Here is a 13,780-nt window from a genome sequence, read left to right as displayed (position 1 = left end):
GCAGAGGGCCGCAAAACGAGAAAGAGAACTCTTCTCTCACCCGCAGGCTGTCACCAATGGTGGTGATTCAAAATGATCGTGATTCAATTTGCGTTTGATCCGCAGTCCCGGTTCAACACTTTCGGCAGAAAGATGAACGACCGGCCGAGCGGAATCTCCGTGCCTCACCATTCCGTTTTCCAGAGTGAGTCACGAATCGCGAATGATACCTCATTCGGTGTCGCTCGGCAATCGTGCCTGCGACTGACGAGATCACACATAAGTCAATACACCGAAGAGACTTACAAGAATCTTCAATATTCGTTGCGAGAAATTATAGTGCGTACGGTGCTTCGGACGCCTTATCTGCCCCGTAAGACTTGCGAAACGCTTCGATCTGATTCGAGACCGATTCTGACGGTCCCACCATCTTCAGGAAGTAATTTCCGCCCGATTTCGAAGCCAGCATCACGGCAACCATTCGGTAATCCGGGGTCGGTGTCGTTCGACGCAAAATGGGTGGTCCGTCCGGCTTCTTGTAGGTTCCGGACAGGTCCACAAGAACGTATTTCCCTTGGGGCGATTCTCCCTGAACGGTCGTGACTTTCCGATCTCCGGACTCGAACTGGTCGATCCATCGCCGAACATTGTCGCTGACCGATCCTCCGAATGGAGGAAACACCACGAATTCGATGGAGTCTTTCCCTTCTTCAGCGGAAGGGATTTCGAACTGCAGAAGACGCAAATTGTTGGAAGGTTGCTGTTTTTTCCACGAGGCGGGAACGGTCAGCTTCAGATCCTGTGCCTTCACTTCAACCGTTTTTTCGCCAGCGGCAGGTTCATCGGCAGAGACCAACGAACTGGACAACTGGAAGATCGGCACACACAGGAGTCCGAGACAAATATGGAGAGCTCTCATTGTTTTTCTCAACAGCAGATTCAAAACGAGGAATGTCTTCTCACTTCAATCCAATTCTGTGCATCCAACATTCAGTTTTCAATTCACTTCTCATTTCTTTTGACGAGAGAGGAATTCCCGCCGTCCAGAAGATCAATGCTGTCGCTGCGTTTGAGATCGCCCTGCCCCGCGACCTGTTCATCAAGATCCCGAAGACGGATGTTCAGCTGAGGATGCACGAACTCCGGATCAAGCTCACAAAGCGGACGCGACAGAAACGGAAGCTCGGAGATCTCCTGATCCGGGATCACCAACCCTTCTTCGCAGATGACAGAGTTTCCGAAGAAGGCAATGTCCAGATCGATAGTCCGTGGTCCGTTCTTGTTCGACGGATCTCGAACTCTCCCAAGGTTTGATTCAATCTCACGAAGCACCTGGAACTTAAAGTCCCGAGGAGACAGGTTTGTTTCGACCAGAACCGCCGCATTTGCGAACTCGGGCTGATCGAGAAATCCGACCGGTGAAGAAATCCAGACAGAAGAGACTCTCAACAGATTCACGAATTCGCTCAACTGCTGAACCGCAGCGGGCAAGTTTTTCTGTGGGTTAATGTTGGACCCCAGGGTTACGAAAACGCGATGAGTGGAGGGGCCGTCCGGGAGATCGCTCATCGGCTTGCTCGATCCTTTTGAGTCCGCTCGATGGTGACTCCAACGGATCGAGAGAAACGGAGTGCCCCCGGCTTTTCGACAGTCACCCAGACTCGCTCCACTCGGGAATCCGACAAACAGATCCAAGCGATTTCAGCCGCGAGTTTTTCAACCAGTAGAAAACTGGACGCCTCGGTGAACTGCAAAACCTGTTTGCAAATCGTCTTGTAGTTCACAGCATCGTTCATGCTGTCTGACTCGCCCGCAGCCCGGAGATCGACTTCAAATTTCAGATTGATGAGAACGTCCTGACGCTTCTCCCGTTCTTCGGCATTCACACCGATAATCGTGCGCACGAGCAAGTCTTTAATCTCAATGTAATCCGCCATCATCCACCTATCTCGAACGCAATGGGAGGAAACTTCCTCACTGTTCCTTCGGAACTTCCGTATTTTGACCGCATCTCAAGCGACGGCATCCCCAGAATGCCAGATTCTCGATTTCGGTGACTCAATTTGAAACCGTGAGTTGTTGCCCTCCGGTCACATGCAGGATTTCTCCAGTGATAAAGTCGGAGCCCAGCAAGAACACAACAGCTTCGGCAATCATCTCCGGCCCCCCTGTTTGATTGAGGGGATTCAGCTTGGCCTTTGCTTCAAACTCACTTTGCGATTCCCCCGGAGCAGGCAGAATCGCCCCCGGTGCCACTCCGTTGACTCTGACTGATGGCCCAAGTTCCTGAGCCAGAATTTTCGTCTGCGCCGCCAGTCCGGCCTTGGACATCGTGTAGGCACAATGACCAGCGACCGGAGTCGTTCCACGCCAATCGATAAGATTCACAACCGCAGCTGTTTCGTTTTTCAAATTGTTCACAAGCTCCTGAGTGAGAAAGAACGGAGCCATGAGGTTGATGCTCGAGTGCCGTTCCCATGCATGAAGAGTTGTCGACGCGAGACTGCCCGGCTCGAAAATTGCTGCGCAATTCACGAGCAGAGTAATTTCTCCAAGGGCTGATCGCGCTGCCGAAAAAATTGCTCGGGAAGCATCGACTGGATGCCCAAGGTCAGCCGAGACCTTCATTGACTGAACACCGAGACTCGTGAATTCATCGACCGCTGCCTGAGCTTCATCTTCGGAAGTTCCGTAGTGAACGCAGACATTCACACCAGACTTCGCGAGTGAACGTCCGATTTCTCGACCGATTCGAACCGCGCCGCCCGTGACAATCGCATTTCTGCCTGACAGAATCATTGTTTCCCAGTCTCAATAGCCCCAGTCTTAAAAGGCACGCTGTACAACCGCAGCAACTACTGAATCACTTTGCCCGAAGAATCCTTCGGGACGACACTCACACAACGAGTCGATCAATTCTAGAAGGAATCGTTGATTCTGCGAGCCGTCACGTTTTCGAAACAGCCGACGACTTTAATCGCATGGACTAACGGCCCGCTGTCCCGACAGGCAATTTGAACTCGATGCAAGAACCCTCTTCCGCTCCGACTGAGATGACTCCGCCTCGGAAAATTGCATTCTGCATTACCGATCTGGACAACGGCGGCGCTGAGAGAGCTCTGTTGGAATTGGTGACGAGACTCGATAAAACTCGATGGACGCCGCGCGTCTATTGCCTCAGCGAACGGGGAGAACTTGTCGAGGAGTTCGAACGACTCGGCATCGACGTGAAATGCCGAACACGTTCACGCCGCTTTGATCTCACGATCATTCCGTGGCTGACAAAAGATTTGAAAGAGTTCCGGCCGGACATCATTCAAGGCTTTCTTTTTCACGGAAACATTGCCAGCCGGCTCGCTGGAGCACGCGCCAGAATCCCGGCCCGAATAGCAGGCCACCGCGTAGCTGAGCGGGGACGTCACTGGCACTTGAGAGTAGACCGCCTGACTCGACGATGGGTCCATCATCACGTTTGTGTCAGCCGGGGAGTCGCGGACTTCGTGACACAGGAGCTCTCTCTGAATCCTCATGAGGTCACAGTGATTCCCAACGGCGTCACCGAAATCGCTCCATCGACACCGACTCATTCGATCCGCGAAGAATTCGGAATTGCACCGGAGGCGCCAATCGTTCTTGCGGCTGGTCGGCTGCACCCGCAGAAAGGCTTTCCGGATCTCCTGGAGGCATTCCGAACCGTTCGAGAAACGCACTCCGACGTTCATCTCATCATTGCCGGGGAAGGCCCTCAACGGCAGGAACTCGAAGCGCAAATCCGACACCTGAAGCTCGACGGTTCCGTCACTCTTGCGGGGTTTCGTTCCGATCTGACAACCCTCATGCAGCAGGCCGACCTCTTTGTCCTCTCTTCGTTGTGGGAGGGAATGCCGAACGTCGTCCTTCAGGCCATGGAGTGCGGCCTGCCGGTGGTGGCGACTGAGGTTGAAGGGGTCCCGGACGTAATCGAATCGAACCTGACTGGTATTCTGGTGCCGATCGGAGCAGCTCCGGAGATCGCCGGGGCCTGCCTTCAGATCCTGACTGATCCCGAACTGGGTCGACAGCTTGGATCGAACGCGCAAAATCTTGTGCGAAAAAACTTTACGTGGAAGCGAACAGCGTCATTGTACGAGCAACTTTATGGACGTCTGCTTTCTGATCAAATGTTCAACGAACCGCGTTGACTGCTCGCGCCATCAATATGATTCTCAAAAAAGGAGAAAGACTCAATCCCTACAGTCCGTGGAACCTGCGTCGTTCATCAACAGCCTCAGAACGATTTTGCGCCCGACTGTGCTTGACGAAATTCTCTCCCTGAATAATCTTGGTCGATGTGGGGACTCGTTGAAGGTGATGAATGCAAATTCAGCCTTGGTGATCGGAATGTTTCCACATACCTTGACACTTCAGACACTGGTGACTGACACGGCACGGAAGCTCGCTTTCCCATTGCCGAAGTCGATGAGCCAAGGTCATGGAGCACATCCGCATTGCCTCTGTGTCGGTTTCCCGAGACAGAGCCCTCCTCCTTCTCAAGTTTCCGATTCATCATTGTGGTCGTCAGGCCATGCGCAACCATCACTACTCAAACGTACACTGTCGTCTCGACTCCGGATCCTTCAACCCGATTTCTGGTTGACCTCCGACGCACGAATCGAGCATCGATCGGTCGCTTCACGAATACGCCGTTACTTCAACGACTGAAGTGACGATTGAATTTCCGCTTGCTACTGGGCTCGCGGATATACAGCCAGGATCGGCTGTTTAAGAATTGTGGCTGGGTCTATCCTTCCTCCGGCCACAACCCCATTCGCCCCGAGTGTGAAGAATGGATTCAACACGGGGCGAATGGTCTTTTCTTGACCCACAATGCTGCGGGTAGCAACAACACTTCGGGTAACAACAAGCGGACGTCGCGTCGCGAAAACCATCTCGAAATTCACTCGATGATTCTTGCGACAGAACGAAACGCCGCAAGAAAACCGCTACGCTCGAAGACGCTTTGAAATCTCGTCAACAACGTCGTCGACGGAAATTCGCGTCTGCTCCAGCGAATCCCGATCTCGAATTGTGACCGTGCCGTTCTCGAGAGTTTCTCCATCGACAGTCAAACACCAGGGAGTGCCGATTTCATCCTGCCGACGATATCGACGTCCAATCGCTGCCTGTTCATCGTATGTGGCTGCAATTCCGGCGGCTTTGAGGGCTCGGTAAATCTCTTTGGCCTTCTCCGGCTGACCATCCTTTTTGACGAGCGGAAAGACAGCTGCCTTGATCGGAGCCAAACGCGGATGAAAACGCATCACGACGCGGCTTTGCATTTTTCCTTTTTCGTCGGGCTGCTTGTCCTCGAAGTATGCTTCGCAGAGAAACGCCAAGGTAGCGCGGTCGGCACCGGCTGACGGTTCGATCACGTGAGGAATAAATCGCTCGCGAATCTGATCGTCGAAGTACGTCAGATCTTTTCCGGATCCACGATACTTCGGCTGACCATGTTCATTCAGTTCCACTTCAAGCGTTCCCTCATCGGTCGCTTTGAGCTTGCCTTCCATATGCGATCGAAGATCGAAGTCTCCGCGATGGGCGACTCCTTCGAGTTCGCCATAATCTCCTTCCGGAAGAAATGGGAACGCATACTCGATATCCGCCGTTCCGACGGAATAGTGCGCCAGTTCCTCCTTGTGATGTTCTCGAAGGATCAGGTTCTCGCTTTGAATTCCGAGGCTTGTGTACCACGCGAAACGACGATTTCGCCAATACGTGTACCACTCCTGCGACTGATCCGGATGGCAGAAGAACTCGATCTCCATTTGCTCGAATTCTCGAGATCGAAACGTAAAGTTCCGAGGAGTGATCTCGTTTCGGAAACTCTTTCCGATCTGACAAATTCCTAGCGGCAACTTCACTCGGCTGGAGTCGACGACGTTCTTAAAGTTGACAAAAATCCCCTGAGCGGTTTCCGGTCGGAGGAATGCCGCATCGTCATCGGTTCCGAGTGCTCCGATAATCGTGCGGAACATCAGATTAAAATCACGCGGAGCAGTCAGCGTTCCCGCTTCTGAAGCGTCGGGGCCGACGACACTCGAGTAATCGTCGACAGGGATCTCTGTCAGACTTTGAATGTCTCCTTCCCACTCAAGACGATCGACGTACTTCTTTTTCAGACCGAAGTAGCTCAGCGCACGGTCTTGAATTTCCGCTTCTTCACCGACCGCGGTCACGAAAACTCGCTTCGGTTCAGCGGCGTCTCCGTCTGCTTTTCGCTTTGATGTCACCCAGCGTCCGTTCACATGATCGTGACGATAGCGCTTCTTGGCTTCCTTGCAGTCGACCATTTTGTCGACAAACAAATCGTAATGGCCGCTACATTTCCAGACTTGCGGATTCATAATGATCGTCGTTTCCACACCGACCATTTGAAATGCTTGCGGGGCTCCTTCCGGTGCATCGATGGGATCGTGCCCGGAGACCATATCGTGCCACCAGGATTCTCGAACGTTTCTTTTGAGTTCCGTCCCGAGTGGTCCGTAGTCCCAAAATCCGTTTTGGCCTCCGTAGATTTCCGAATCCTGAAAGATGAAACCGCGTCGCTTACAAAGCGAAACAACCTTGTCCATCAACTCAGACCGATCTGACTGCGACATCATCCGCGAACTTCCTGAACAGAAAAAGGGCACAAGTATTTTGAGGATCAACCCGAAGTGTAGGGACGGAGTGAAGGTGCGGTCCAGTGTGATCCGGAACGAGGTTGAGACAACGAACAATTGATGACCGCAGCCAACTGCGATCTCAGCTCGCGAGACTGACCGAACAGAATTCCAGAGCAAGTTGCTCTTTCCTGCGCACTCGCTTGAACTTTTTCATCAGGTCAAAGGCTGAGTTTGCTCGTGCGAGCGAGTGCACGTCTAAACAGAAAATACTCGAATTCGTTCGCCATCAACTCGCTGGACCATTCGAATTTCTGCGATCTGTCGCCTACACTTCGCCATTCGCTCGCTGAATTGTTCATCCGTCGCTTCCACAGACGAGAACTCTGACAGACGCGAGCACGTGAGTCCTCAACACTTTTCGAAATCAATGCACAAACAATCAATTCAGGTTCACCAACTGGAAAACGGCCTCACGCTTCTCATCGAGCAGATGAAACACGTGCAATCAGCGGCCTTTACGTTGATGACACCTGCTGGAGTGGCTTACGAACCGAACGGCAAAAACGGAACCGCAGCTGCCGCTCTGGATCTGATGACCCGTGGGGCTGGCGGACGTTCCAGTCGCGAGATCACTGCAGCCCTCGATTCGCTAGGGGTTCAGGGAAACGACAGTGCCGGGTGGAATTTCCTCTCGTTCTCAGGTGCCGCGCTGGCTGAGAATGTCGCGGAGGCGATTCCGATCTACGCGAAGATTCTTCGAGAGCCTCTGCTGCCAGAAGATCAATTCCCGGCGATGATCAACGGGACTCTTCAGAGTTTGCTCGCCATTGAAGATGACCCGCAGCGAAAGGTCTTCGTCGAACTCCGCAAACTCTGCTACGACGCCCCTTGGGGACGTCCCAGCGATGGAACTCTGGAAGATATCCGGTCACTGACCTACGACGATCTCGTTTCCCATGTCGGACAAAAGGTCCGCCCAAATGGAGCATTGATCGGTGTTGCCGGAAATGTTGATCCTGCTCTAATTCGAGAAACGATCGAAACCTGCTTCGGTGACTGGCAACCGCTTCCTGAGCCACAGTTTGAAGTGACTCCCGCCGCGAACGGAATCCATCATATCGATCACGAATCGACACAGACTCATATCGGATTGGCCTTTCCCGGTGTTCAGTACGGAAGCCCCGATTATCTGACAGCCTGGGCTGCGGTCAGCATCCTCAGTGGAGGAAGCAGCTCCCGACTGTTTACCGAAGTGCGAGAAAAACGCGGACTTTGCTATTCCGTGTACGCCACGCTCAACAGTCTTCTGACAGAAGGTCGAATTCTCGCATACGCCGGAACGACAACCGAACGCGCACAAGAAACTCTGGACGTCATGATGACAGAGATTCGCAAACTCGGTGAAGGCATCGAAGACGCTGAGCTACGCCGATGTAAGGCACGAGCCAAGAGCGCCCTCATTATGCAGCAGGAATCGACCGGTGCCCGGGCATCTTCGATCGCGAGAGACTGGTTTCATCTCCATCGTGTGAAAACGCTGGAAGAAATTCACTCAGAAGTCGAAGCGATCACCGTTGAGCAGATCCAGGACTTTCTGAAGAAGCATCCGATGGAAGATCCGACTCTCCTCACAATCGGAGCCAAACCGTTGCAACTCAACAGCTAGAACATCTTTCTTACTGTTTGAATCGGCTTCCAAAAGCAAACGCAGCATTCATCGAAGCAGAGTTCAACGAAAACCTGCCAGTGGCATCAATGATCTGCCTCACGCACAACAGAGCCCGAGCCAACATTGAATATTTGATCAGTTCAAAACAGCTTCCATTACAAGACTCATAGGAAACTTGAAGTCCTGTTCAGGGCGAACCGAATCTCACTTGATCGGGTCCTGCGTACTTCACTCAACGAAACAAAAGTCAAACTCATGGCGAACCCAAAAAAGATCGATCGTTTCGAAAAAGCCCGACTCGAAAAACTCAACAAGATCGTCGAACTCGGTCACGACCCATTTGGCCAGCGTTTTGACGGACACATTTCGATCAGTTCGGCTCGAGAGGAATGCCCCGAGGAAAGCGGCGTCAACGGAGAGAAGGTGCGCGTCGCTGGCAGGATTGTTCTGAGACGAAAAGCAGGAAAGCTGCGGTTCTTCGACATCAAAGATGCAACGGGGAAGATTCAACTCCTCTTCTCGCGCGGAGACTTGTCTCCCGAACAATGGGAACTGATGGGGCAACTCGATCTGGGAGATCTCATTGGGATCGACGGATCGATGCGCCGAACCGACTCCGGAGAGATTTCGATCTGGGTTGAAGAGCTAACAGTGCTCTGCAAATCGCTCGCTCAGCCTCCCGAAAAACACCATGGAGTGACAGATGTTGAAACCCTGCTCCGCCATCGAGAACTCGACCTCATCTACACAGAAGGAGTTCGAGACAAACTTGTGCTGAGGAGTCAGATTATCAACTCAGTGCGTTCGACCCTTGGACAACAGCAGTTCACCGAAGTCGAAACACCAGTTCTGCACGCCATCGCCGGGGGAGCGGCCGCACGTCCATTCACGACTCATCACAATGCCCTCGACATTGATCTGTACCTCCGGATTGCACTGGAGCTTCACTTAAAGCGATTGATGGTCGGCGGCATCGAACGTGTTTACGAGATTGGTCGTGTCTTCCGAAATGAGGGAATCGACGCGACACACAATCCCGAATTCACGATGATCGAGATCTATCAGGCGTACGGGAATTACGAATCGATGATGGACCTCACCGAAGCCATCATCTCCGATGCTGCGCGAGTCGTCCTGAAAGCCTCAGGCAAGGACGTTGAAAACGAACGGCTGGTTCTTCCCTGGGGTGACAAGACAATCAACTTCACTCCTCCGTTCCAGCGTAAGACGTACGCCGAACTCTTCGAGCAGCACGCCGGATGCTCAATGACCGATGGAGATGCCGTTCGAAAGAAAGCGCAGGAACTCGGCGCTCAAGGAGCGATCAAACCCGAATTCCTCGCTCAAATGGAATCCGGACACATTCATCCCGACGTGATTGTCAGCGAAGTCTTCGAAGCGTGCGTTGAAGACGCCCTTGAGGGGCCAGTTTTCGTGATGGACTACCCTGCCTCAATCTGTCCGCTGACCAAACGCAAGCAAAGCGATCCGCAAATTGCCGAGCGTTTCGAACTCTTCGTTCACGGAATGGAACTCGCGAATGCGTACACAGAACTCAATGATCCGAAGCTTCAAGAACAGCTGTTCCTCACTCAACTCGAAGGTCTCCCGGAGGAAGACTCGATGGCGAAGATGGATCACGATTTCATTTCTGCACTCAAAGTGGGGATGCCACCGGCGGGCGGACTGGGAATTGGGATCGATCGGCTTGTGATGCTGCTGACAAACAGCCACAGCATCCGCGACATCATTTTCCTCCCACTACTTCGACCGGAAACTGTTGCCAGCAAAGAGGATACACCCAAGGAAACGAAATAAAATTCCAGGAACGTCTCAACTTCGTCCGCGTGTCACTTGACGTAACTCCAACAGTTGGAATGAAATCGGCAGATTTTGCCGATCAAGTTGTTGACCAGCTAGAGATTCCCGTCTACCATGTCAAGCGAGAAAAGTGAGATTGTTCAACGTGGAACAGTTTCAAGACAATCATTCGTCAAGGTTCTCTTCTCACCGAAACGACTCAGTGAGGCGTCTTACTATGTTGGTTCTCTCTCGGAAGAAGAACGAGAGTATCGTCATCGACGAGAACATCGTGATCACTGTGGTCGAAATCCGTGGTGACAAGGTTCGGCTTGGGATACAGGCTCCGCGCGAAGTTCCAATCCATCGGAGCGAAGTCTACGAAGCTCTCATGAAGCTGAACGAATCCAACTCCGGCGACGATGTCCCGGTTCCAGATCAGGTCTGACGAAAGATCGAAGACTCCCAGCCAGTGAACCCATTGCGCGAATAGATACTGAAGTCTCACTTCTCATTTTTCAAACGCCGCTTCTTAAGCGGCTTTTTTTGTTGCGCTGACCAAGATTTCTCGTTCCGAACTTGCGACAGATACATCAATGTTTCTGGATTTCGGATTCAGGAATAGCTAGGATCACCTCCGAATTCGGCTTCCAGCCGTCTCGGCATTTTCTCATAAGAAGTTCCACCGGAGAGCATATTGATGAACAACGCGCAAGAAGCGCCAAGCGCGCCTCAGACATCGCATTCCACTGGCGATATGATCATGTTCTGGGGCTGTTTCATCGCGCTGATTACCACAGCATTCGCATTCTTCAGTCGAATGTATCTCTGCGATGTTCGATTCGAGAGTGATTTTGGGCTTGAGAAAGTCGCGATCGGTGCCCTCAAAGGAGCTGGTGTCTGGCCATTCGCGATTTCGATTATCTTGTTCAGTCTTGTAATTGACCGAATCGGTTATCGCGTTGCAATGATTTTCTCATTCGTTTGCTATGCGATTTATCTCGTTCTCGCGTGCATGGCCTATGGAGCAATTCAAGGCGTGTCCGGTGAAGAACTCGCTGCAGCTCAGGACCGGGGCCACAATCTTCTTTACCTTGGAAGTATCATTCTCGCCCTCGGCAACGGAACTGTTGAAGCGTTCATTAACCCGATCGTTGCGACAATGTTCAGCAAGGAAAAAACCAAGTGGTTGAACATTCTGCATGCGGGGTGGCCGGGAGGTCTCGTCGTCGCAGGTATCATTACAATTGCAATGGCTGACACCGCGAAAACGGGTGATTGGCGTCTCGTCCTCGGAACGATTGCAATCCCAGCTGTCATCTATTTCATCATGCTTTTCAATGCGAAGTTTCCTGTCAGCGAGCGTGAGCAAGCTGGGGTCAGCTATCGTGAAATGCTGGCTGAATTTGGGGCGTTCGGGGCGTTTGTTGGCTTCGGTTTAATCTTCATGCAACTCGGTGAAGTCTTTGGATGGCCTCTAAGCGTATCCGGTGTCCTCGCTGCGATCGTTGCCGTTGCGTTTGGTGCGTATACTCAAAGCTTCGGAAGAGGGATTCTGGCGTTTCTGATTGTCATTATGATGCCTTTGGCAACCACGGAAATTGGAACAGATGGCTGGATCAGCGGCCTGATGGAAAAGCCGATGGAGGCTGCCGGTTACAACCCCGGTTGGGTTCTCGTCTACACATCAGCGATCATGATGGTGCTTCGATTCTTCGCAGGTCCAATCGTCCATAAACTGTCACCAATCGGACTCCTTATCCTGAGTTCGATCCTCGCGATCGCTGGACTGCTTGCCCTGTCACGAACGGGAAGTTCAGGAATCGCTGTCATCTTTGTCGCGGCAACGCTCTATGGAATTGGAAAGACGTTCTTCTGGCCAACAATGCTCGGGGTCACGGCTGAACAGTGCCCCAAAGGAGGAGCACTGACTCTGAACGCCATTTCGGGAATCGGGATGATCGCAGTGGGTGTTCTCGGATTCCCTCTGATTGGAGCCCTTCAGGAGAAGACTGCAAGTGCTGAACTCGCAGTAACTTCACCTGCGACAGCAGAAGAAGTTCTCGTTGAGAAGTCCTATATGGGCTTCGACTACGAAGCGATTGATCCGGACAAGAAGAAGGAAATCACCGGCGAGGAAGACATTGCTGCCCTGGCAGCTGCCGACAAAGCTGGGCAGTTCGATGCACTCGCCAAGATGGCTGTCTTTCCGGCATTCATGCTCGTCTGCTACCTGATCCTTGGTGCATACTTCAAGTCGAAGGGTGGATACCAAGCAGAAGTCCTTACTGGGCATGCAGCCAAAGATGAAGAATTCACTGGTGGAGTGGAAGGTCCTGCCGACAAATAAGCACCATTCAATTCCATCAAAAATCGACCATGGACCCGACACGTGCATTTCGCGTCGGGTCTTTTTATTGTGGCACATAGAATCCATTTCCAGTCTGACGGTTAGCGAAAACGAAAATGTCTCCCGGTGACACCAACAAACTGACTTCACTCATTGACGATGCTGCAGTTGATCTCGTTTTGGAGATGATTGCTGTGCCGGGCAAGAGTGGAGAGGAAGCTGCGATCGCTCAGTTGATCGTCGATAAACTCCACGAAGCGGGAATCGATGAATCGCAGATTTCTTTCGACGAAGCACATACTCAAAGTCATCTCACGGGGCAAAACGGAAATCTGATTGTCGATCTTCCGGGCAATCTTGATCAGCCTCGCCGACTCTTGATGGCCCACATCGATACAGTTCCATTGTGTGTCGGAGCCCAACCGGTTCGCGAAGACAACATCATTCGGTCAGCGGACTCAACGACTGCACTCGGTGGAGACAACCGGGCTGGTGCCGCTGTCGTACTCAACACGATTCGACTTATCCAGCAACACAATTTACCGCATCCGCCTTTGACGGTTCTCTTCGCAATCCAGGAAGAAGTCGGACTGATCGGAGCCAGGTATGTCGACCAGGCGAAGCTGAGGGATCCGGAACTCGGATTCAACTGGGACGGTGGACGGCCGGAAATTGCAGTGATCGGAGCGACCGGTGATGATCATATCGAAATCGAGGTCCACGGAATCGCCAGCCACGCGGGTGCCCACCCCGAACACGGCGTCAGTGCTGCCATCATCGCTGCCCGGGCGATTCAATCCCTCGCTGCCGATGGATGGCTGGGGCTGATCGAAAAGGGAAAGCAATCCGGGACCAGTAATATCGGGATCATTCAAGGTGGGGCCGCAACGAATGTCGTGATGGATCACTTGAGAATCAGTGCAGAAGCCCGCAGCCACAATCCCGAATTTCGCTCAAAGATTGTCAAAACGATCCAACGTGCGTTCGAACAGTCTGCAAAAGAAACAATGAATACCGACGGGAAATCCGGTCGAGTCAAATTCACCACGCGGCACAAGTACGAATCGTTTCAACTCGATCCGAACGCCGAAGTCGTCAAGATTGCCGAACGAGCTGTTGAGTCGATTGGCCTGACTCCAGAAACCCGGATCAGCAATGGAGGACTCGACGCCAACTGGATGAATGCCCACGGACTTCCCACGATTACACTGGGTTGCGGCCAGAGTGAAATTCATACGGTTAAAGAACAGCTTTTTGTCGACCAGTTTCTCAATGCATGCCGGATTGGACTAACGATCGGAACAGCCACAGTCTAAGCCTCAAGATTCAGAACCT

General features: G+C 52.4%; 11 protein-coding genes. 6 read left to right on the top strand and 5 right to left on the bottom strand.

Annotated elements, in window-relative coordinates; genetic code table 11:
• Positions 1-313: 313 nt before the first annotated feature.
• From KOR42_RS02015 to KOR42_RS02000, 4 genes are all read right to left on the bottom strand, one after another.
• On the bottom strand, positions 314-898 hold the full coding sequence (locus tag KOR42_RS02015; protein ID WP_146506948.1) for a hypothetical protein: 585 nt from the start codon (positions 896-898) through the stop codon (positions 314-316).
• 83 nt (positions 899-981) lie between these two features.
• On the bottom strand, positions 982-1,548 hold the full coding sequence (folK, locus tag KOR42_RS02010) for a 2-amino-4-hydroxy-6-hydroxymethyldihydropteridine diphosphokinase (protein WP_146506947.1): 567 nt from the start codon (positions 1,546-1,548) through the stop codon (positions 982-984).
• Complete coding sequence (folB, locus tag KOR42_RS02005) at positions 1,545-1,919, bottom strand: dihydroneopterin aldolase (RefSeq protein WP_231740591.1); 375 nt, start codon at positions 1,917-1,919, stop codon at positions 1,545-1,547. Before folB ends, folK begins: the two co-directional genes overlap by 4 nt.
• 118 nt (positions 1,920-2,037) lie before the next feature.
• The gene (locus tag KOR42_RS02000; protein WP_146506945.1) at positions 2,038-2,778 is read right to left on the bottom strand and encodes an SDR family oxidoreductase; all 741 of its coding nucleotides are present in this window, start codon (positions 2,776-2,778) and stop codon (positions 2,038-2,040) included.
• Positions 2,779-3,002: 224 nt separating this feature from the next.
• On the opposite strand from KOR42_RS02000, the gene KOR42_RS01995 reads away from it, so the two are divergent.
• Positions 3,003-4,160 carry a glycosyltransferase gene (locus tag KOR42_RS01995; protein ID WP_146506944.1) on the top strand — a complete coding sequence of 386 codons (1,158 nt, stop codon included), beginning with the start codon at positions 3,003-3,005 and terminating at the stop codon, positions 4,158-4,160.
• An 801-nt stretch (positions 4,161-4,961) separates the two neighbouring features.
• Here KOR42_RS01995 and KOR42_RS01990 read toward each other — a convergent pair.
• Positions 4,962-6,593 carry a glycine--tRNA ligase gene (locus tag KOR42_RS01990; RefSeq protein ID WP_146509961.1) on the bottom strand — a complete coding sequence of 544 codons (1,632 nt, stop codon included), beginning with the start codon at positions 6,591-6,593 and terminating at the stop codon, positions 4,962-4,964.
• A gap of 460 nt (positions 6,594-7,053) precedes the next feature.
• On the opposite strand from KOR42_RS01990, the gene KOR42_RS01985 reads away from it, so the two are divergent.
• From KOR42_RS01985 to KOR42_RS01965, 5 genes are all read left to right on the top strand, one after another.
• Positions 7,054-8,292, top strand: coding sequence for a M16 family metallopeptidase (locus KOR42_RS01985; RefSeq protein WP_146506943.1), 1,239 nt, complete (start codon positions 7,054-7,056; stop codon positions 8,290-8,292).
• A gap of 258 nt (positions 8,293-8,550) precedes the next feature.
• Complete coding sequence (lysS, locus tag KOR42_RS01980) at positions 8,551-10,113, top strand: lysine--tRNA ligase (protein WP_146506942.1); 1,563 nt, start codon at positions 8,551-8,553, stop codon at positions 10,111-10,113.
• A 220-nt stretch (positions 10,114-10,333) separates the two neighbouring features.
• The gene (gene csrA / locus KOR42_RS01975) at positions 10,334-10,543 is read left to right on the top strand and encodes a carbon storage regulator CsrA (RefSeq protein ID WP_146506941.1); all 210 of its coding nucleotides are present in this window, start codon (positions 10,334-10,336) and stop codon (positions 10,541-10,543) included.
• Between the two features lie 252 nt (positions 10,544-10,795).
• Complete coding sequence (locus KOR42_RS01970; RefSeq protein ID WP_146506940.1) at positions 10,796-12,445, top strand: MFS transporter; 1,650 nt, start codon at positions 10,796-10,798, stop codon at positions 12,443-12,445.
• 116 nt (positions 12,446-12,561) lie between these two features.
• Positions 12,562-13,761 carry a M20/M25/M40 family metallo-hydrolase gene (locus KOR42_RS01965; protein WP_146506939.1) on the top strand — a complete coding sequence of 400 codons (1,200 nt, stop codon included), beginning with the start codon at positions 12,562-12,564 and terminating at the stop codon, positions 13,759-13,761.
• Positions 13,762-13,780 lie beyond the last annotated feature (19 nt).

Origin of the sequence: Thalassoglobus neptunius, from assembly GCF_007859735.1 — a bacterium.
GTDB classification, from domain to species: domain Bacteria; phylum Planctomycetota; class Planctomycetia; order Planctomycetales; family Planctomycetaceae; genus Thalassoglobus; species Thalassoglobus neptunius.
Note: the sequence above shows the minus strand (reverse complement) of the source record. Positions and strands in the feature narration are given on the sequence as shown.